This window comes from Sorangium sp. So ce145 (assembly GCF_051525985.1).
Taxonomy (GTDB): domain Bacteria; phylum Myxococcota_A; class Polyangia; order Polyangiales; family Polyangiaceae; genus Sorangium; species Sorangium cellulosum_B.
The window spans coordinates 1815972-1834077 of sequence record NZ_CP150315.1 but is presented as its reverse complement, the minus strand read 5'-3'; the positions used below and the strand labels follow the sequence as shown (position 1 = coordinate 1834077).

At 69.6% G+C, this 18106-nt stretch carries 19 protein-coding genes; 10 read left to right on the top strand and 9 right to left on the bottom strand.

Annotation, left to right across the window (positions count from 1 at the left end):
• Positions 1-10 precede the first annotated feature (10 nt).
• Entirely contained in the window at positions 11-1090 is a 1080-nt protein-coding gene (locus tag WMF34_RS06915) for a glycosyltransferase family 4 protein (RefSeq protein ID WP_012233935.1), read from the bottom strand.
• Positions 1091-1393: 303 nt separating this feature from the next.
• Here WMF34_RS06915 and WMF34_RS06910 point away from each other — a divergent pair, with 303 nt between their 5' ends.
• The 4 genes from WMF34_RS06910 (at position 1394) to WMF34_RS06895 (ending at position 5362) form a co-directional block, all read left to right on the top strand.
• On the top strand, positions 1394-2290 hold the full coding sequence (locus tag WMF34_RS06910; protein ID WP_437992794.1) for a hypothetical protein: 897 nt from the start codon (positions 1394-1396) through the stop codon (positions 2288-2290).
• A 79-nt stretch (positions 2291-2369) separates the two neighbouring features.
• Positions 2370-3452 carry a nucleotidyltransferase domain-containing protein gene (locus tag WMF34_RS06905; protein WP_012233933.1) on the top strand — a complete coding sequence of 361 codons (1083 nt, stop codon included), beginning with the start codon at positions 2370-2372 and terminating at the stop codon, positions 3450-3452.
• A 28-nt stretch (positions 3453-3480) separates the two neighbouring features.
• Positions 3481-4197, top strand: coding sequence for a TIM barrel protein (locus WMF34_RS06900; protein WP_437992793.1), 717 nt, complete (start codon positions 3481-3483; stop codon positions 4195-4197).
• A 166-nt stretch (positions 4198-4363) separates the two neighbouring features.
• Positions 4364-5362, top strand: coding sequence for a sensor histidine kinase (locus tag WMF34_RS06895; RefSeq protein WP_012233931.1), 999 nt, complete (start codon positions 4364-4366; stop codon positions 5360-5362).
• Between the two features lie 320 nt (positions 5363-5682).
• On the opposite strand, the gene WMF34_RS06890 is transcribed toward WMF34_RS06895, so the two are convergent.
• Genes WMF34_RS06890 through WMF34_RS06880 form a run of 3 tightly spaced genes read right to left on the bottom strand, consistent with a single transcriptional unit; the run spans position 5683 to position 7042 of the window.
• Positions 5683-5961: a hypothetical protein gene (locus WMF34_RS06890; protein ID WP_012233930.1), complete on the bottom strand. Its 279-nt coding sequence runs from the start codon at positions 5959-5961 to the stop codon at positions 5683-5685.
• Complete coding sequence (locus tag WMF34_RS06885) at positions 5958-6512, bottom strand: hypothetical protein (RefSeq protein WP_012233929.1); 555 nt, start codon at positions 6510-6512, stop codon at positions 5958-5960. Before WMF34_RS06885 ends, WMF34_RS06890 begins: the two co-directional genes overlap by 4 nt.
• Positions 6509-7042 carry a hypothetical protein gene (locus tag WMF34_RS06880; RefSeq protein ID WP_012233928.1) on the bottom strand — a complete coding sequence of 178 codons (534 nt, stop codon included), beginning with the start codon at positions 7040-7042 and terminating at the stop codon, positions 6509-6511. Before WMF34_RS06880 ends, WMF34_RS06885 begins: the two co-directional genes overlap by 4 nt.
• Positions 7043-7401: 359 nt before the next feature.
• Between WMF34_RS06880 and WMF34_RS06875 the strand changes: the two genes are divergently transcribed.
• From WMF34_RS06875 to WMF34_RS06850, 6 genes are all read left to right on the top strand, one after another.
• Complete coding sequence (locus tag WMF34_RS06875) at positions 7402-8505, top strand: hypothetical protein (RefSeq protein ID WP_012233927.1); 1104 nt, start codon at positions 7402-7404, stop codon at positions 8503-8505.
• Complete coding sequence (locus tag WMF34_RS06870; RefSeq protein WP_437992792.1) at positions 8499-9977, top strand: protein kinase domain-containing protein; 1479 nt, start codon at positions 8499-8501, stop codon at positions 9975-9977. The genes WMF34_RS06875 and WMF34_RS06870 overlap by 7 nt, the downstream gene beginning before the upstream one ends.
• Before the next feature lie 387 nt (positions 9978-10364).
• Positions 10365-10874, top strand: coding sequence for a hypothetical protein (locus WMF34_RS06865; RefSeq protein ID WP_437992791.1), 510 nt, complete (start codon positions 10365-10367; stop codon positions 10872-10874).
• A gap of 92 nt (positions 10875-10966) precedes the next feature.
• Positions 10967-11539: a hypothetical protein gene (locus WMF34_RS06860; RefSeq protein ID WP_012233924.1), complete on the top strand. Its 573-nt coding sequence runs from the start codon at positions 10967-10969 to the stop codon at positions 11537-11539.
• Between the two features lie 128 nt (positions 11540-11667).
• On the top strand, positions 11668-12531 hold the full coding sequence (locus WMF34_RS06855; RefSeq protein ID WP_012233923.1) for a hypothetical protein: 864 nt from the start codon (positions 11668-11670) through the stop codon (positions 12529-12531).
• 410 nt (positions 12532-12941) lie between these two features.
• Positions 12942-13427 (top strand): hypothetical protein, encoded by a 486-nt coding sequence (locus WMF34_RS06850; protein ID WP_157906493.1) that lies wholly within the window; start codon positions 12942-12944, stop codon positions 13425-13427.
• A 9-nt stretch (positions 13428-13436) separates the two neighbouring features.
• On the opposite strand, the gene WMF34_RS06845 is transcribed toward WMF34_RS06850, so the two are convergent.
• From WMF34_RS06845 to WMF34_RS06825, 5 genes are all read right to left on the bottom strand, one after another.
• A complete protein-coding gene (locus WMF34_RS06845) occupies positions 13437-13847 on the bottom strand; it encodes a hypothetical protein (protein ID WP_044964178.1) in 411 nt (136 codons plus the stop codon).
• Positions 13848-13896: 49 nt separating this feature from the next.
• Positions 13897-14469 (bottom strand): RNA polymerase sigma factor, encoded by a 573-nt coding sequence (locus tag WMF34_RS06840; protein ID WP_437992790.1) that lies wholly within the window; start codon positions 14467-14469, stop codon positions 13897-13899.
• Between the two features lie 14 nt (positions 14470-14483).
• A complete protein-coding gene (locus WMF34_RS06835; RefSeq protein WP_437992789.1) occupies positions 14484-15401 on the bottom strand; it encodes a helix-turn-helix transcriptional regulator in 918 nt (305 codons plus the stop codon).
• A gap of 151 nt (positions 15402-15552) precedes the next feature.
• Entirely contained in the window at positions 15553-16350 is a 798-nt protein-coding gene (locus tag WMF34_RS06830; protein WP_012233919.1) for a tyrosine-type recombinase/integrase, read from the bottom strand.
• Between the two features lie 229 nt (positions 16351-16579).
• Positions 16580-17479 (bottom strand): integrase, encoded by a 900-nt coding sequence (locus WMF34_RS06825; protein WP_012233918.1) that lies wholly within the window; start codon positions 17477-17479, stop codon positions 16580-16582.
• Positions 17480-18106 lie beyond the last annotated feature (627 nt).

Genomic DNA, 18106 nt, shown 5'->3' with positions numbered 1-18106 from the left:
CGCTCGCCTGTCACGTGAGACGGAAATAGAGTTGCTCGTATTTGCGCGTCATCTTCTCGAACGAGAAGTCGTCGCGCACCCGCGCGTGCCCCGCCTCGCCGAGCCGCCGCCTCAGCGCCGGATCGCTCGCGAGCCGCTCGATCGCGTCCGCGAGCGCGTCGTGCCCGTCCACGGGGACGATCAGGCCGTGCTCCTCGTGCCGCACCACCTCCGGGACCCCGCCGACCGGCGTCACCACGACAGGCAGGCTGCGCGCCATGGCCTCGAGGACGGCGAGCGGCAGCCCCTCGTCGCGTGAGGGCAGCGTGAAGAAATCGGCGGCGACGAGCAGATCGGGCACGTCCTTGCGGAAGCCGAGGAAGCGCGCCTCGGCGCCGTGGACCCCGAGCTCCCTCGCGAGCCCATGGATGCGATCGCGCTCGTCGCCGTCGCCGACGACGAGCACCGCGACCGCGACGCCGCGCTCCCGGAGCCGCGCGAGCGCCCGCAGCAGCACGTCGTGCGCCTTCACCGGGTGGAACGCGGCGGGCATGATGCCAAGGAACACGTCCGGGCCGAGCCCGAGCTCGGCGCGCACCTCGTCGCGCGTCCGCTTCGCCGGGGTGATGTCGATCCCGTTGTGGATGACAGAGATGTTGCTGGCCACGCCGACCGCGCCGCTCTTGTCGGCCGTGTCCTGCGAGCAGCCGACGACAGCGTCGGTTTCACGCCACTCGAAGCGCGACGGAACGCGGATGATCCCGCGCGTCTGGGCGTGATCGGTGAAGACGAGCCGCGCGCGCGTGAGGAGCTTGCCGATCGTGGCGTAATGGAGCGCAGTGGGGTTGTGCGCGTGGACGACGTGCGGGCGGGAGCGCGCGAAGGAGAGGGCCGCGTGCGCGAGCCGGGTGGGGAGGCGCCCGCCCAGCACCGTGGTCGGCAGCGCCCGCTGCCGCGCCAGCTCCGCCAGCGGCCCGCCGCGCAGCGCGAGGATGGAGGCGTCGTGGCCATGGCGCCGCTGCGCCTCGGCGAGGCGCAGCACGAAATGCTCCATACCTCCACCATTGAGGCTGCTCACGACATGGACGATCCGCAGCGTCGAATTCCCCATGAAGGCTTGCTACCCGAATCGGGTCCCCTGTTGAAGCGCAAACCGCACCCAGCATCACCACACGCGCTGCCAAACGCCCACCCGGCACGCCGGCGGTCGTCGCCTCTGGCGCGCGTCGGCGTTCGTCGGCGTTCGTCGGCGTTCGTCGGCGTTCGTCGACGTCCGTCCACGCTCGTTGGCGCGCGTCGCCGCTCCCCGACGCTCGCCGACGCGCGCGCCCAAGATCGATGGATCAGCGTACCACCTCGCCTCCCCGTCACCTCACCTTTTGATTTGCCGAACGGAAGCGGGTACTAGACGGGCATGAACCCTGAGCTTCGGCGCGCCCTTGACGAAGGCATGCGCCGCGTGCCCGGCATGGACGCCGCGACGAGGCTGCTCGCCGTGCGGCTCGAGACGGTCAGAGCGCTCCTTGCGCGCCGGCTCGCAGAGAACCCGCTCCCCGTGCCCGACGCCGTGACCCCGAGCGAGATCCCATCGGTCGCCGAGCTCGGCCCGGGGGACAGGGTGCTCGCGGAGCTCGATCAGGACGGCTTCGCCTTCGCGGTCCACCCGGCCGACGTCGCCTTCTTCAACCGGCGGAGCCAGAAGATGCCGCGCCTGCGCTACCGGCTGCACGTCGTGCTGCGCGGCGGCTACGTCTGCGTCCGCAAGCGCTTCGTCGGACAGCCGCAGAACGCGCCGCTCCAGGCGCACCTCTTCGCCCTGCTCGGTCTCTTCTTCTACAACGAAGCAGCCGCGCTCTTCCGCCTGCGCGACCTCCCCAGCGTCCCGAGGATTCGCGATCTCAGCCTCGCCACGCGCACCCTCTACCTCGACTACGTGCGCGGACGGACGCTGCAACATCAGGTCGCCGAGCGCGGGGAGAAGGTGCTCGACATCGACCTCGCGCCGCTCGGGCAGCTGTTCGATCCAGACCGCGACCGGCGGGAGATCGAGGCGTTCGCGAGCGGCGGCGGCGCGGCCCACCGCGGCCGGATCGAGGAGATCGTCCGGGCGATGAACGCGCGCGGCGTCGCGCCGCTCGACGTCAAGCTCGGCAACGTGCTCATCGGCGAGAAGACGGGCGCCCTGTACTGGATCGATTTCGAGCGAGCCGCGCTCGAGGGCACCCCCCGCTACCGCGATCGCCTCGACGAGCACCATGACCTCGTGAACCGGTGGTTCGGGCTCGCGCTCTCCGGCGACGGCGGGGCGTGAGGCGCGCGGCGCGGCGCGGCGCGCCGCCATGCGCTGCGGTGGGCTCGATGAACGGCTCCCGCGATCGAGGGTGCGATCGATGACGAGAGATGAAGACGCGGCGCCGCGGAGCGCCATCGAGCGGATCGGCGAGAAGGCGGGGCGATCGTGGCCGAGCATCGAGGCGGCCGCGCGGCTCTCGACGGAGACCCGGGCGCGGCTCGCGGCGCTGCTCCGCGAGCAGATCCCCTGCGACACGAGCGTCGTGGTCTTCGGCTCCCTGGCGCGGGGCGAGTACACGACCGGCAGCGATCTCGACTGGACGCTGCTCATCGACGGTCAGGCCGACGAGGGGCATTTCAGCCAGGTCCAGGCCATCACGAGGATCCTGAAGGAAGCGAAGTTCCATGAGCCGGGCCCGACGGGCGTGTTCGGCAACGTGGCCTTCAGCCACCCGATCCTCCACCAGATCGGCGGACAGGAGGACACGAACAAGAACACGACCCAGCGCATCCTGCTGCTCCTGGAGTCGCTCGCGATCGGCCAGCCGGACGCCCACGAGCGGGTGCTCAGGCTCGTGCTCTCGCGGTACGTCGAGGACGACCGCGGGCTGCGCTACGGCAGCAAGCGCGAGATCCTCCCGATGTTCCTCCTGAACGACATCGTCCGGTACTGGCGCACGGTCGCCGTCGATTTCGTCTACAAGCAGCGGGAGCGCAGCTCGGGCTGGGCGCTCCGCAACGCGAAGCTCAGGATGTCGCGCAAGCTCATCTTCGTGAGCGGGCTCCTCACCTGCTTCGGCTTCGAGCTGTTCTGCAAGGATCGGGCGACGTTGACCGGCGACGGCGAGCGGCTCTCGACGCCCGCGCTCGTGCGCTTCCTGCGAGAGCGCATCCGGGTGACGCCCCTGGAGAGCCTGGCCGAGGTGCTGCTCCGGCCCTCGATCTCGGCGGAGACGGCGCGCACGCTGTTCGACAGCTACGACGCGTTCCTCGCGCTCCTCTCGAACGAAGAGGAGCGCGGCCGGCTGAAGCAGCTGCCGCTGGACGATCAGCTGGGCAGCGACCCGACCTTCAAGCGGGCGCGGGACATCGCGCGTGAGTTCCAGGGCGGGCTCGACCGGCTCTTCTTCAAGGAAGACGACGAGCTCCGCAAGCTCCTCCAGACCTACGGGGTGTTCTGATGCTCCTCCAGACCTATGGGGTGTTCTGATGCGACCCGTGGGCTACTCGACAGGGGCGCTCGCCCTCAGCGACGTCGAGCGAGCGCTCTCGATGCTCGAAGGGAGCTCGGCGACCGCCGTGGAGCTCTCCGCGCTGCGGATCTCGGAGCTCAAGCCGCTGCTCCGGCTCCTCGGCTCGCTCGACCTGTCGCGGTACGGCTACGTCTCGTTCCACGCTCCGAGCCGCTTCGACGCGGCGGAGGAGCGCGCCGTCGCCGACGCCATGGCGGAGGTGGCCGCGCTCGGATGGCTCATCGTCCTCCACCCCGACACCCTGCATGATCTCGGCGCCTTCCGGCAGCTCGGCGGCCTCCTCGCCATCGAGAACATGGATAAGCGAAAGCGGACAGGCCGCACCGTGGAGGAGCTCGGGCCCTTCTTCGACGCGCTGCCGGACGCGTCGTTCTGCTTCGATATCGGCCACGCGCACCAGGTCGATCGCACGATGACCGAGGCCCATTTCCTCGTGCGGGAGCACAGGACGCGGCTGAAGCAGCTCCACGTGAGCGAGGTGAACGCGGGGAGCCGCCACGGCGCCCTGAGCCAGAGCGCGGCGCACGCGTTCCAGCGGATCGCCGCCCACATCCCTGACGGCGCGGCGCTGATCCTGGAGACCCCGGCGTCGCCCGCGGAGCTCGAGCGGCAGATGGCCATCGCGCGGGCGGCGCTGTCGACCCCGAACCGCCTGGAAACCACGCGCGCCTGAGGCTGCGCGCGGCGCAGCCCCTCCTCTCCCACGAGCGCGAGAGCGCCCGCGTCGCGCTGACTCGATCCGCGCCGCGATCGACCCCAATGGGGCCGGCTCGCACGACGCCCGCGCGCCGCAGGGCGGGCTCGACGAGCTGCGCGAGATCGCCGTCGCGTTCAACGAGATGGCCGCCGCGCTCGCCGAGCAGCGCAAGAGGCAGCTCGGGATCCTCGCGAGCGTCGCGCACGACCTGCGCAACCCGCTCGCCGCGCTGAAGCTCACCGTCGACGGCCTCCGGCCGGATCGGCCCCTCCCCCACGAGGAGCGGCTCCGGTCGATGCTCGCCCGCATCGGGAAGGAGGCCGCGCGCTGCGATCGGATGCTCACGGACCTCATGGACATCGCGCGGCTCGAGGGCGGCGAGCTCGAGCTGCGCCGGGAGACCCGGGACGCGCGCGAGCTCGCCCGCGACGTCGTGGAGCTCTACCGCCCGACCGCGACCGCGCACGAGCTCGGGCTGTCGCTCCCCGAGGAGCCCGTCCCGCTGTGCTGCGACCCGATCCGGATCGAGCAGGTGCTCAACAACCTGGTCGCGAACGCCATCAAGTACTCGCCCGCGGGCGGCGCCGTGCAGGTGACCGTCGCGCGGGCAGGCGCCGAGGTCTCCATCGCGGTATCGGACCGCGGGGTGGGGATCGCGGCCGACGATCAGCGACGGCTGTTCGAGCGCTACTTCCGCGCGCCATCGTCGAGCGGCGTGGCCCCGGGCGTCGGCCTCGGGCTGTGGGCCGCGCTCCGCATCGCCGAGGCGCACGGCGGGCGCATCGAGGTGACGAGCGCCGAAGGCAGGGGCTCGACTTCACCCTGCGGCTGCCGTCCGCGTCGGGCGGGGCGGCCGCGTAGGATCTCGTCGTCCAGGGTCCGCGCCCTGGTTCTGTGCGAGCTCTCGACGAGCCCCCCTCCTCGGGGGCCTTCCGCCAGCACACAACCCGGACGCGCGCAACCAGAAACGGACCTTGGTGGACGAGGTACTAGACCCCCGACCAGGCCTGGACTGCCTCACGGCCCAGCGTATCTGCCCCAAGACCGAGGACATCTGGCTCGAAGGGGGAGAGCACCCACCTCAGGATCCGGGTCAAATCGGGGAGTGCGGCGAGGACAGATGACGCCGAAAACGCCGTGACGACGGGAGGGTCGGTCCGCCGACTTCCGCTCGAATGGCGAGGCCATCGTTAAGACTGGCCCGGAACGCTCCGCCACCTGCTCGAGCCCACCAACCCGGCCCTGTGCCAGCTCGGGCAGCTCGATCGACGCCTCGAGCGCTGGATGACGGCCGCCGGGGAGCTCTCCAAGCGCATCGAGCGGGTGCCCGCGCCACAAGATGCCAGGGAGCGCGGGCTCCACGAGGCTCGCCATGCGTCAGCGTAAGTTAACCTTCATCGTTAGTTCAATCATGACCACCTGTCGCAATCTCTCAAGAAATCAGTATATTCTGTACCGTCCTCAGGGAACGATCGGCGGTTCAAGGGTGCCGCCCTCATCTTCCGCTCGGCCGCGGATGTACTTGGACGCAAACTGAGCGGCCAGCTCCACAGCGTGGAGCGGATCCGCACCGGCTAGCTGGCGATCGAACGCGACCTCGTCTCCCCACACGATCGTTACGCTAATGTCCCAAGGTGCGGAATCGTCAGCGCCGCGCACCTGCTTGACATCGAACAATCGAACGACGATGTTCTGATGGACATCTCCGCCGAGTTTGTACTTTAGCTCGATCATGTTCATCGGCACTTTCTGTCACAGTCGCGGTTGCAAACGGCGAGATCGTTTGTGCATTCAGACAGGCAGTTCTTGTTCCCCCTGGGACAATTGTTGCGACAATTTACCCATATCTGGTAACAGAGATCCTTGCAGTGCTCCAAACAGTCATTCTGCGCGCCGTTCACCCACCGACACGGGCCGCACGACTGCACTCCCGAGTCGAGGTGTACCCCGTTGGCATATTCGCATCGCTCCTTGGCTTCGTCCAGGCTCGAATGTTGGCCCTGGTAGAGCGTCGTGCAGGTACCTGCCTCCCCCTGTCTCTTGCACTGCGCCGAATTGGCCTTCCACGTGACCGTGCACTCGGCGACCTGTGAGCCGCCGCACGGGTCCTCGTCGTAGCCGGTGTGATTCTGCGGCTGGAGAGGTACATACCCGAACCCGCCGACCCCGCCCGTGGGGGTGATGATGCTCCCGCCGGCGCCTTCCGTTCCGTGGCCCCGGACGTAGCACTCTCCCAAGTCGAAGTTACACGCTGTAATGCCGAGAAACAGAAAGACGATCAGCCTCTTCATTTCGACTCTCCCCCGAGCCTCCAGATGGGCCCGGCAGTGACCATCAGGACCATGCTGCCGGGAAGGACACGGCTGCTCCCGCCGGCCCAGTCCACGTTGACGCTCGTGGACACCCCCAGACGCCCGGCGAAGTACCAGTCCGACTGGGCTCGGCCGCCCGGAGCGACCCCCATCACCCGATCGCAGATCACAGCGCCGCACACCCGCATTAGGTAGATCGACAGCGACGGCCCGAAGCTCACATTGCCTGTCTTCGTGGTGTACCCCAAGGTAACCGCGGTCCGATCGTAGACCCCAATGCCTGCCCCTGGAACGATGCTGAGCACATTGTGGACTTCAAACCGGAAATCGCTCGTCTTGCGCCACAGCCACCCGACGAAGGGGCTTACGGCAAGCTCGGGCTCGGTCCCGACCTGGATCCCGCCCACGCTCACGCCGCCGCTGAGCTCGAGTGCCCGCACCGGCGCGGGAGCGACGACGAGCGCACACGCGCAGAGGAGGCGGACCGCGCCCTGGAAGCGCATCGACATGGTGGATGCGCCGAAGGGAACCGAAATGCTTCGGAGGGGTCAAGTTTCAGCCTCGCGACCCGCCGCCGGTTGACGGCACCTTCTGCCGCGGGGGTTCGTCCAGAGCGGCTGGGCTTCACCCCCGCAGGGCACCACCGGCCCCCTCTCGCCAGCGCCAGGAGCGCGTGGGCGTCCCGGCGCCGCGCCGCATCGGACGCCCCCCACTTTCCGTGACAAATCCGCACGGACCGCCGCAATGCTCTCGGCCGTGAATCCGCCCATCCCGTCGGTATCCTGCCGCCCCAGGATGGTATAAAGGGGACGCCCCGCTGACCGGATCGGCGGGGCGTCGGGTCCCCTCGTTTGGGCCGAGGAGTTCCATGGGTGCTTCCAGACGGGCGGCTCGCTCACGGCGAGCGGCTGGCCTCATTTCGCTCGCTCTGTCCTCCCTCTCGTCCCAGGTCCACGCGGAAGAGCCGGCGCCGCCCCGCTCGCCGGAGCTCCTGGCGCTGTTCCGCGCGGCCGACGAGGCGATGGCTCAGGCCGACGTGGGCGGCGCTCGCGCCATCTGGGGCCGGATCCACTTGCTCCAGCCCACCAACCCGGCCCTGTGCCAGCTCGGGCAGCTCGATCGACGCCTCGAGCGCTGGGTGACGGCCGCCGGGGAGCTCTCCAAGTGCATCGAGCGGATGCCCGCGCCACAAGATGCCAGGGAGCGCGGGCTCCACGAGGCTCGCCACGCGGACTTCGCCGCCGCGCGGCAACACGTCGGCGAGCTCGAGCTGAGCCCGCCGCCTGGCGCGGAGCGCGTCCTCGTCGCCGGGAAGGACGTGGACGTGAGACACAAGGTCTATGTGCCACCGGGCGAGCACGAGATCACCGCGATGGGACCCCAAGGGTTATTCGCTCGGGCGCGCGTGAAGATCGAGGCGGGAGAGACGCTGAACCTGCCCCTCACCTACGAGGTAGCACCCCCGGCGCCAGCGCCGGAACCGGCACCGGCACCGGCGCCGAAAGCCCCCCCTGCGCCCAGACCCCACGATGCCCCAGCCGTCAACGGTCCTGTGCCCGGCAAACCACCCCCTGCGCCCAGACCACCCCCTGCGCCCAGACCGCCGCCTCCGAGCGCGGGCCAGACGGGCCCGAGCCCGTGGATCGTCGGGACCGGCGCCTTCGTGGCCGCGAGCCTGGTCGGCACCGGGATCGGGCTCCACGTGGCGGCGAGCGACGCGAGCCAGGAGGCGACCCGGCTGAGAGGCGAGATCAAGGACAGCGAGCAGGACGCGATCCAGACCGGGCTCGCTGACGCCTACGAGCAGGCGATCGACGTCCATGAACGCGCCAACCGGCTCCACACGTGGAGCTTCGATGTGCTCATGGCCGGGGCGGCGGTCGGCGCCGCGACGGTCGTGTACCTCTCCCTTCCGCGCAACGCCGAGATCCGGGCGCACACAGGAGGCGCCTCAGTGCGCGTCGTATGGTAGCCGTTGGCGACCTGTGGGAGGGCCACGAGGTCCTGCGCGAGCTCGAGCGGGGCGCAGTGGACACGTTCCTCGCGCGGCGGCCCGGGGACTCTCGCGAGCTCATCTGCTTGCACGTCCGGGAGGGCGCGCGGATCGAAGCCGACCTGTTCGCCGCGGAGATCGAGCGCCTGCAGCGCGTGGCGGCCGAGATCCCCGAGATCGTGCCTGTCCTCTACGGCGGCGTCGCCGGCTCCGTCGCGTGGGCGGTGTCGCCCGTGCACGAAGGCGCGGTCCGGCTCGTCGACGCGATGCGCGGCGCGGACCTCGGGCCGGCGGTGCTCAAGACGCTCATCGACCTCGGAGGCTGCCTCGCGCGCGCCCATGTGCTCTCCGCGATCCATGGCTTGCTGAGTCCGGATCGTGTCTTCGTCGTGGGCGAAGGTCGAACCGCCATCACCCATTTCGGCTTCGTCCGCCTCTTCGAGGTCGGCGCCGACGACGTGATCCTCGAGCCGAACTACGCGGCGCCGGAGCTCCTCTCCGGGGGTCGCCTGGGCTCCCGCGCGGACGTCTATGGATTCGGCACCCTCCTCTACGAGCTCGTGTGCCAGCACGAGTTCTCCGTCGAAGAGCGGATTCTCCCTCTCGTGCCGGAGACGGCGGCCGCCGCCCGTGATGCCGCGGCGATCCCGGCCTTGCTCCAGTGGACGATACGCCGGGCCCTCGCGGAGAACCCCAAGCGGCGGCACCCGAGCATCGCGAGCATCCTCGCGGTCTTGACGCGCTTCGCCCGCGAATGGGAAGAACTTGGGGGACCGCCCGAGCTCCCCCATGACAACCCTTTCCTGGATGCGTCGGCCTCCCGGCGCCAGCCGCGCGAGACCGCGATGGACCTCGATCCCGACGACGAGACGCCGCTCGCCTCCGGCGAACGGGCGGGAGGGACCGGTGAGCTGCCACCGTCGCTCCCGTCGGTGCCGCCGGACACGCTCAGGACCGGGACGACGCCGCAGAACGACGTCGGCACGCCCCACGTTCCTCCTACCACGCCGCGGTTGCCCGTTGCCCTTGAGGTGCCGGAGCTCGATCTCTTGCCCCCGCCACCGCCCGTCGTATCGCGCGGTGCGCGCTCGGGCGAGCGGAGACGCCTCCGCGGCCCCGTGCTCGGTCGCGCGCTCGCGCTGCTGTCCCTGCTGGTCGCCGCCTGGATCTTCGTCCTGTGGCAGCGCGCGCCTCGACCCGTGGACCCGCGGCCACGGGTCCTCCCGGTCGCGACCGCGCCGTCGTCCGCCGCTCCACCCGCGCCCGTTCCCTCGGGCACCGCCGAGGCGCTCTCGACGCCCGAGCTGCCCAAGGAAGCGCCACCGGAGCGGCCCGACGAGCGCCGCCGCGCTATCTCTGCGCCACGACCGGCCCACGGGTCGTCGACGTCGCGGCGGGCGCCGCACGGTCACTCCCGGTTCTACCTGTCTGCCGGGAACACGGCCTACTGACAGACGGAGCGGAGAGGATCCACGATGCGATTCCGTCTACCATTGGCGCTGGTCGCGCTCACGCTCACAGCCTGCCTCGACCTGGGCGACTCCTTCCTCTATCCCCTGATAACAGAACCGCAGCCCATGTGGCTCTGGTCGGGCAGACACGGGGACGCCGCCCCTTGTCCAGAGGGTCGCACGATCCGATGGCAGGGATGGGTGGACGAGGAGTTTCCACCGGAGTGCGGCCCGTGCGCGTGCAGCCCAGCCCGCTGTGTCCTGCCTGCGGGGATAACGACGCACGCGGCGGCGTGCCCGGACGAGGGGCCGCCGAGCTCGTTCGAGGCAGACGAGGTGCACGACGCAGCGTGTATCGTTCCCGCGCCTCCCCTCCCGGAGAGTTCTTTGGCCTCGGTGACCTACCCGCCGCCGACCTTCGCCCCGTGTACGCCGTCGCCCACGCCCGAGCCGCCGCCCATCGACGGGATCTTCGCGAGGGCGTGTCAGGCAGGGCAAGAGAAAGACATGCCTCCACCGGGCTGGTCCTTCTGCCTCCCGCCCGAAGACGACGGGACCTGCCGGCCCGAGTTCCCGATCCGGCGGGAATTCCGCACGCCGGGGCCAGATCATCGCACCTGTTCGCCGTGCGAGTGCGGGCCGCCGAGCGGGGGTACTTGCAGCACGAGGATCACGCTGTACGGCGACACGGGCTGCACCCGCCCGTTCGACAGCGCGGAGCTGTCCGACACCGACGTCCCGCTGTGCCAGGACATCAGGGCGACGGCGGAGCTGGCTGCCTTTCGTGTCGACGTGATCCGGCGGGAAGAGGGCGCGTGTACGCCGAAGCGCGCCACGTCGATGGCCTCCGGCACCGTCGAGGAGGGCGAACAGCATGTCGCGTGCTGCCGCGAGTGACCCTTGCCTGGCGGGAAACGCTCAGGAGCGAACCAGGACAGCGCGCCGTCTCGCGCCTCGTTCGAGAGGCGCGTGAGCAGGAAGGTGAGCCCATGAACGGCAAAGTCGCTTTCCCATCGAAGGTCTCGGGAAACTGGAGAGCGCGCCTTGGCCGGCTCCTGTGCCTCGGCCCCGCGGCGCTCGTGCTCGGGTGCAGTGAAGCGCCGGATCCCGAGGTCACGGGCATCTCCCAGTTGCTCCTCTTCAACGAGTTGGCGGGGGATACTCGGTTCACGCTGGACACCGGCGCAGATGGTACGCAGCCGATCCAGAGCGACGGTACATGGGACGTGAGCTGCGACGTGAGCATTCCTGGTTCCCCGTGGATGCGCTTGACCCGCAAGGATCACGCGGAGGTTGCCCAGCGTGAACCCGGCATCATCACCAACATGTTTCTCAGGATATGGCCGGAGTCGTCCCCGGAGGTGAGCGTCGGCGCGATGCTCGACGATTATTACCACGTGGTGGGCACGTGCCCGGTCACCTTCGCGGCGGCGGACGGTGACCCCGCCGCCGGCACGTTCTCGGCCGAGAACTGCGATGTGGCGACGCGGTTCGGGGACAAGGGCCGTCTCGAGTTCGCCAGGTTTCATGTCAGGGACTGCAACACGGAGCCGTACAAATGAAGCGCGCCGATGGGCGTCGGGGAGGTCTCGGGCTCGCGCGCGCCCTCACCGGACCCTCTCCTCGCCGCGTAGAACACCGGCCGCTCCGCCCGGGGAACGGCCCACCGAGAGCTCAGGAGCACCCTACGATGCGATGCGTCCTGCCGTTCGCGCTCGCTGGCTTTACCGCCGCGGCGTGCGCCCTCGATACACCGTACATCGAGCAGCCAAAGCCCATGTGGCTCTGGACCGGCGACGAGACGGCGGCGCCGGCGTGCCCGGATGGCGCCGAGCCGGCCTGGGATGGATGGCAGGTCGAGGATCCGTCGCCGGACTGCGGCGAGTGCTCCTGCGCGCCGGCCACCTGCAAGCCCTCGACGGCGTACGAGACCTTCGGCGCGGCGTGCGGCGAGGAGACGGTGCCCACGAACCATGTCGACCTGCCCGAGGGCTGGGACGGTGCGTGTTTCGCCCCGCCGCTCCCCGTCCCCACGCTCTCTTACGCGTCGATCCTCTACCGTCCACCGGTCGTGACGCCGTGCGAGCCCTCGCCCACCCCCGAGCCGCCGGCGCTCACCGCCGAGATCGCGAGGGCTTGCCGGGCGGACGCGGCGCTGGCGCCGCCCTCGGGCTTCGTGTCCTGCATGACCTCGACGGTGGGTGCCGCGTGCCCCGCCGAGTTCCCCCTTCGACGCGTGTTCACCGAGCACCGCATCGACTACCGCACGTGCTCGCCGTGCGAGTGCGCCCCGCCGAGCGAGCTGCAGTGCACCGTACACATCACGGCCTACGCGGACAGGGCCTGCGAACAGGCGTTCGACAGCGCAACGCTCTCGTTCACGGACGATCCTGTGTGCCATGACTTCCCGTCGCCATCCCGACCGAAATTCTCGGCGCTGCGGGCCGAGCCCGCGGCCCCCATCGCGGGCGCCTGCGCCCCCGTGCAGCGCCGCTCCGTCGTCGTCGACGAGATCGTGCGGAGCCCCCCGGAGTTCCTTTGCTGCGAGCAGTAGCGCGACTGCGGGAGGTCGCCCTGAGAAGCGAACCGCCAAGGCGCCGAGGGCGCCAAGAAACCAGGGGAATAAGAGGAGGAATGCCGGGACGGCCCTCCCCCTCTTCTCTTGGCGGCCTCGGCGCCTTGGCGGTTTTTCTGCTGATCCGGGGCAACTTCCCGCAGTAGAGGTAGCGCGGTGTCCTGCTCAGGCCCTCCAACCAAGCTGCTGGAGGGCCGAGAAACCGGCCCCGCTTCTCGGTGCCGGAGCGCCGCTCGGCCCCGTGAGGTCTCGCCGGCCCGTGCCACCGGCAGCCCGCGGCCCTAGAGGCCGGCCTGTCCAAACTCACGCGGTTTCCGAGAAGCGTCGACACACGGGAGCGCTCCATCCTTGCTCAACCGGTTTGGCCCGCGGCTCGCATGGTCAAAATCATGCAGATCGGTCTGGTCATTTCCTCGGTTGTCTCTCTCTCATGGCTCGCTCTCTGTGTTGCCTCATGCTGGATGCCACCATCGGAAGCGACATCGGAGACGGAAGGCACAAAAACCGAGCCAGGTGCTGCAGAGATGGTGTTGTCGGAACAGGAAGGCGCTGCGAGGGTTCCAAACGCTACCGAGATGATGGATGGCGAAGCTGTGGACGAATCCATGGACGAATCGCCGGACGCGATCGGCGGCATCAAAATCATTCGCTGCGAGAAAGCCGATCGTGGCATTCCATGCATGATGAGGTGTGCAAACGAGGGGATATCGAGTGCAGCGAAGCGACCTCATCCAACAGATCGCAACGTCGGAGACGGCGAGCTTGGGCAGTGCAGAAGGAGAAGCGTCGTCAACAGTTGTTGGTATCACTACCCAAATGGCCAGCTTTGCGTCTTTGTCTTGTGGAGGTCGTTCTGTCGCATTGATAACGAATGATGGCGAATTTTATTGATCGGGATCGCGCAAGCTGCGGGCAGCTTCTTGCGCGGCTCGCTCCCAATCCGAACCGAACAGACCCTCCATGCACTGGAGCGAGAGCTGGTACAGCTCGGCCGGCCGCTCCCCTCCGGCCAGCGCTGCGGAGCCCATCGTATGAAGCCGGCGCATCCGCTCGACGTCCTCCAGGGTGATGGTCGTTGGGCCCTGAATGCGCCCGCCCACATGCTCCATCATCGCCCACTCGACGGCGCCCATGGTGTTCTCCCACGCGGATGGATCAACCCCCAGATCGGCGTCACCGCGCTTCAGTGCGCGGGCCAGAAGATAGATATAGCCCATGGCGACGACCTGGGCGTCGACCGCCCATGCGAGCTCTTCTTCCAGGTCTTCCGCGTCGGTCCGCTCATCGCTGGTCATGGCGCAGACTGTACTCCGGTTCTTAGGGGCTGCCAGCGGGCCGGACCAATCATGGCTCCTCCCTCGGTTCCAGGTCGCCTTCGCGCTCCAGCACAGCGCGCAGCGCGGCGAGCGCCCTCGCGCGGTGCTTGTACAGCGTCGACAGGGACATCTTGGCCGCCTCCGCCATGCGCGCCATGGGGATCCCCTCGAGATCGTGCGAGACGAGGACCGCGCCGAGCTTCGGGTCGATCTCTCCCAGCGCCTCGACGATACGAACCTTGACGCGTCGGCTCGCCATCGCGTCCGCGGCGTCCGGCGCGGGATCGACGGGGTCCGGCAGCTCCGCCATCAGCTCCTCCCAGCGGTGCTGCGCGCGCTCGTGGTAGTGCGCCACGACGTGCACCGCGATCCTGTTCAACCAGCGCTCCGCGCTGCCGCGGCTCGGGTCGAACGTGCGCCAGCTCTTCCAGGCCTGCAGCCAGACCTGGCCGGCGACATCACCGCGATCTCGCTGCGGGACCCCGAGGCGCGCGAGCCAGCACCGCACGTCGCGGCGGGCCCTCTCACCACCGAACAGGCGCGCCGCCGCCGAGGCGCGCGCCGCTTCGAGCTTCGTCCTCTCCATCGGATCGTCGCCCATGGCGAAACTCCGGCCTACACGCGAGGCTTGCTGCCCGTTCCAGGCAGGGTGGCCTCGAAGATCGAGCGCTCGACCTCGGCCCATCCGTCGCCGTCGCCAGGGCGAGCGTCTCCACGCAGGACCGGGAAGTCCGTGAGCGAGGAGGCCCGCCCGAGCGCCGGCGTCCCGCCCGGCGCCGGCGCGGCGCCCGGATGCTTGCCGCGCGGCTTCGGCGGTGGAGGCAGCCCGCCGAGCTCACGCGGTGCCGTGCTCGCGCCCGCCGGCTCGGAGACGGTGGGGCGCCGGGCCTCCGCAGCGGCGCGCTGGACGGGCGCAGCCGCGGGCGGCTGCGGTGCGACCGGGCGGCTGACCGGCGGAACGCGTGGCGCCGCCGGCTCCGCGACGGAGCGGCCGTCATCGACGAGCTGGAGCACGGGACGCGGCTCGGGAGGCGCCCCCTTGCGCCCGCGCTGCGCGCCGTCGATCAGCATCACGACCGTCTGATCCACCTCCGCGCGGTAGTCGTCGTGCAGCCGCCACAGGTGCTCCCAGAAGCGAGCGGGCGCGCCGGTGAACAGCTCCAGCTTCCGCGCGAGGCCTGGCCTCACCGGCAGCGCGTTCTTCAACAGCCTGTCCACCTCGCCCGGCTGGAGACCGGTGGTCCGGGCCAGATCGCGTTTCCAGTCGGCGTGCCAGGAGCACAAGCCCTCCAGGACCACCCCCGGCGACGGGACGGCGCGCTCTCGAAACTCCGTCGCTTCGGCGACGATCGCGTCGATGTGGCAGTCGAGCAGGCGCCTGAACCGGCCGATCTCCTCGAGCTCCCAGTCCTTGTTCGCGGCCAGCGTCTTGAGGGCCGCGTCGCGCGCTCGTTCCGCGGCTGCCCGGAGCCCGCGTTCCTTCCCCAGCGCCTCGCGCGCGGCGAGGGCCAGGCCGAACGCGAAACACGCCATGATCCCCAGCGCTATCGGCGACAAAGACACCATCGCATCGAGTACCCGGTGCATGCTCTGACCTCCAGAACGCGCGGCGCAGCCCCACCCGGCAGCCGCGGCGTAGTGCTCTTCGCTATCAGGTCCGGGTGCGGCACCGACGCCGCGCCCGCTACAGAAGTCGGCGCTCGTCTCGCGAGCCAAGGTGAAGCGAATCCGCGCTGATCCCCGCGATCGACAGGCCCGCCTTGCGAGCCCTGGCCTGCACGATGAGGGTGACCCCGCGCTCGGACAGCCGTCCACCGCGCTGCCCCCATCGGTTGATCCCGACGAAGAGCGGCCCGCTGGGCACCGGCGCGGCGGCGTCGATCCACGAGCACACCGCGAGCGGCGTGCTCGTGATCGGATCACGCCCCGGCGCGATGAGGATCCGCCGCGCCGGAACCAGGAGCTCGATCCCTTCGCCGCGGCGGACGACGTCGGCGACGTTCAGCTCGACGAGCTCCGCGGGTCGAAGCCTCGCCGCGAAGCCCACGAGCAGGAGCGCGCGGTCGCGAAAGGCGGCCAAGTCATCCCCCATGGCCGCCACGATCTGCCGCAGCTGAGCCGCCGTCAGGCCGGCCGTTCTCTGCGGTTCGTGAGAGCATGTGTCCGTGAGGCGACGCAGCCACGTCATCACGAGCGGGTGGCTCATGGGCGGCACGTGGCCGCGCAGCTCGTGAGCCTTGGCGATCGCGTTGCAGGCGACCTTCAGCGTTGAAGCCGACAAACGCTCCTCGGCAAGCATGGCGAGATAGAGGATCAGAAGCCGGGGCCGAGCAGGGAGCGCGAGCGAAGGGCGCGCGGCGCACCAGCCCACGAACTTCCGCCACTGTGCCACGTAGAGCCGGCGAGTGTTGTCGGACAGCGCGACACCCTCGAACAGGCTTTGGAGCTCCGTGCTTGTCTTCGCGGCTTCGTCGCGATCCATGGTCGCCAGCCCCCCGTGAGCTGAACACGCCCCTCGACACACTGAGGCACTGACGCGCCGACCTATCGCTGCGCTCAGGCATCGCGGTGGTCGGGAATGCGCCCGTCGCCTTGCCAGACTGTGCTTCAACATCGGAACCAACGCAAGCGATAACGGAAGTGACTACGAGAGGGGCTGACCTGGAGACGCGTCCGGCGCGAGCACCGGACGCATCGCCAACGCCGAGACCTCACAGGAGCCGGCGCTCGTCCCGGGCGCCCGCGCGGAGCGAGTCGGCGCTGATGCCCTCGATCGACAGGCCGGCTTTGCTGGCCCTGGTCTGGACGATCAAGCCGACGGCGCGATCGGACAGCCGGCCGCCCAGCTGCCCCCATCGATTGATCCCGACGAACAGCGGTCCGCTCGGCGCGAGCGCGGCGGCGTCGATCCACGACCGCACCGCCCCCGGGGTACACGAGTGCTGGTGACGCCCTGGAGGGATGACGATCCTCCGCGCCGGCACCAGGAGCTCGATCCCTTCATCGCAGAAGACGACGGCGCTGACATCCAGTCCGACGAGCTCCGAGCGTCGGAGCCTCGCCGCATAACCGACGAGCACCAGGGCACGATCGCGCAGGTCGACAAGGTCGGCGCCCATGGCCGCTGTCATCTGCGCGACCTGGGCCGCCGTCAGCTCGGCGGCCTTCTGGGGCTCTTGATCGCCTGCTTCGATGAGCCGGCGCCGCCAGGCCACTACGATCGGACGGCTCGTCGGCGGCGCGAAGCCGCGCAGCTCATGCGCCTTGCCGATGGCGGTGCAGGCGCCTCTCAGCGTTGAAGCCGACCGGCCGCCCTCGGCGAGCGCGGCGAGATAGGCGACCACGAGGCGCGGCCGAGCCGGGAGCGCGAGCGAGGCGCGCGTCACGCACCAGCCCACGAAATGGTGCCATTGCGCGCTATAGACCCGACGCGTGTTGTCAGGCAGCGAGGCACCGTCGAACACGTCGTGAAACTCGGCGCCTCTCTTCGCAGCTTCGTCGCGGTCCATATCGCCAACCGGTGAGACGGAGACAATCCCTGGCGCACGGCGGCACCGCTCCCTTAACCACCGGGGTGGCTTGGAGATTGCCCGCGCCTGTACCCAGACCATGCATCAACATCGGAAGTGATGCAAGCAATAACGGAAGCTACGGCTTCAGGCCGGTACGCCATGCCACATGCACCGAGCTGAGCGTTATCGTGCTTGGGGTCCAACATTTGGACTTGACAAGGACCGGGATCGTCCGGCGCCACGACTTCACCCAATTCTCGCGGCGCCTCGCCTCCGCGTGCGTCGGCCTGGCTCCCTTGCGACGCGCTTCGCGGTAGGACGGGCGGGAACTGACCTCGCGCTTCGTCTGGGTCAACCCGCCTCATCCCGCACGCAAGGGAGATGCTCGCTCTCTCGGTGCAGACGTTCTGCATCACCGGGCACCCGTTCGACCTCGTCTGCCAGTCGGTCTTCCGGACAGGGCAAACGTTCCGCCCCGCAACGCAGCCGTCCTGCGTCGCTGCGCAGCCGTGCTGCCTCGCCGCGCAGTCGCTCCGCTCTACTCATCGGGGTCGAGCTCCCAGCCCAAAACCAAGACGCCGGGCGTGCGCGCGCGGTGCTGGCATATCGCCGCCCATGTGCCGGGGAACGCGGCACTGATGCAGGAAGCGCCGGCCACACCGGAGGAACTGGCCCGGCCCCTTCCCGCCAAAAGAGCGGCTCAGGCCGACGCTCCCCCGCATCGGG

Bases quoted from the DNA above. Each gene is read 5' to 3' on its own strand.
- WMF34_RS06850 (WP_157906493.1), top strand. From the start codon at position 12,942: ATGCAGATCGGTCTGGTCATTTCCTCGGTTGTCTCTCTCTCATGGCTC.
- WMF34_RS06910 (WP_437992794.1), top strand. From the start codon at position 1,394: ATGAACCCTGAGCTTCGGCGCGCCCTTGACGAAGGCATGCGCCGCGTG.
- WMF34_RS06830 (WP_012233919.1), bottom strand. From the start codon at position 16,350: ATGGATCGCGACGAAGCCGCGAAGACAAGCACGGAGCTCCAAAGCCTG.
- WMF34_RS06825 (WP_012233918.1), bottom strand. From the start codon at position 17,479: ATGGTCTGGGTACAGGCGCGGGCAATCTCCAAGCCACCCCGGTGGTTA.
- WMF34_RS06905 (WP_012233933.1), top strand. From the start codon at position 2,370: ATGACGAGAGATGAAGACGCGGCGCCGCGGAGCGCCATCGAGCGGATC.
- WMF34_RS06885 (WP_012233929.1), bottom strand. From the start codon at position 6,512: ATGAAGAGGCTGATCGTCTTTCTGTTTCTCGGCATTACAGCGTGTAAC.
- WMF34_RS06895 (WP_012233931.1), top strand. From the start codon at position 4,364: ATGGCCGCCGCGCTCGCCGAGCAGCGCAAGAGGCAGCTCGGGATCCTC.
- WMF34_RS06870 (WP_437992792.1), top strand. From the start codon at position 8,499: ATGGTAGCCGTTGGCGACCTGTGGGAGGGCCACGAGGTCCTGCGCGAG.
- WMF34_RS06845 (WP_044964178.1), bottom strand. From the start codon at position 13,847: ATGACCAGCGATGAGCGGACCGACGCGGAAGACCTGGAAGAAGAGCTC.
- WMF34_RS06890 (WP_012233930.1), bottom strand. From the start codon at position 5,961: ATGAACATGATCGAGCTAAAGTACAAACTCGGCGGAGATGTCCATCAG.
- WMF34_RS06860 (WP_012233924.1), top strand. From the start codon at position 10,967: ATGAACGGCAAAGTCGCTTTCCCATCGAAGGTCTCGGGAAACTGGAGA.
- WMF34_RS06875 (WP_012233927.1), top strand. From the start codon at position 7,402: ATGGGTGCTTCCAGACGGGCGGCTCGCTCACGGCGAGCGGCTGGCCTC.
- WMF34_RS06880 (WP_012233928.1), bottom strand. From the start codon at position 7,042: ATGTCGATGCGCTTCCAGGGCGCGGTCCGCCTCCTCTGCGCGTGTGCG.
- WMF34_RS06855 (WP_012233923.1), top strand. From the start codon at position 11,668: ATGCGATGCGTCCTGCCGTTCGCGCTCGCTGGCTTTACCGCCGCGGCG.
- WMF34_RS06840 (WP_437992790.1), bottom strand. From the start codon at position 14,469: ATGGGCGACGATCCGATGGAGAGGACGAAGCTCGAAGCGGCGCGCGCC.
- WMF34_RS06900 (WP_437992793.1), top strand. From the start codon at position 3,481: ATGCGACCCGTGGGCTACTCGACAGGGGCGCTCGCCCTCAGCGACGTC.
- WMF34_RS06835 (WP_437992789.1), bottom strand. From the start codon at position 15,401: ATGGCGTGTTTCGCGTTCGGCCTGGCCCTCGCCGCGCGCGAGGCGCTG.
- WMF34_RS06915 (WP_012233935.1), bottom strand. From the start codon at position 1,090: ATGGGGAATTCGACGCTGCGGATCGTCCATGTCGTGAGCAGCCTCAAT.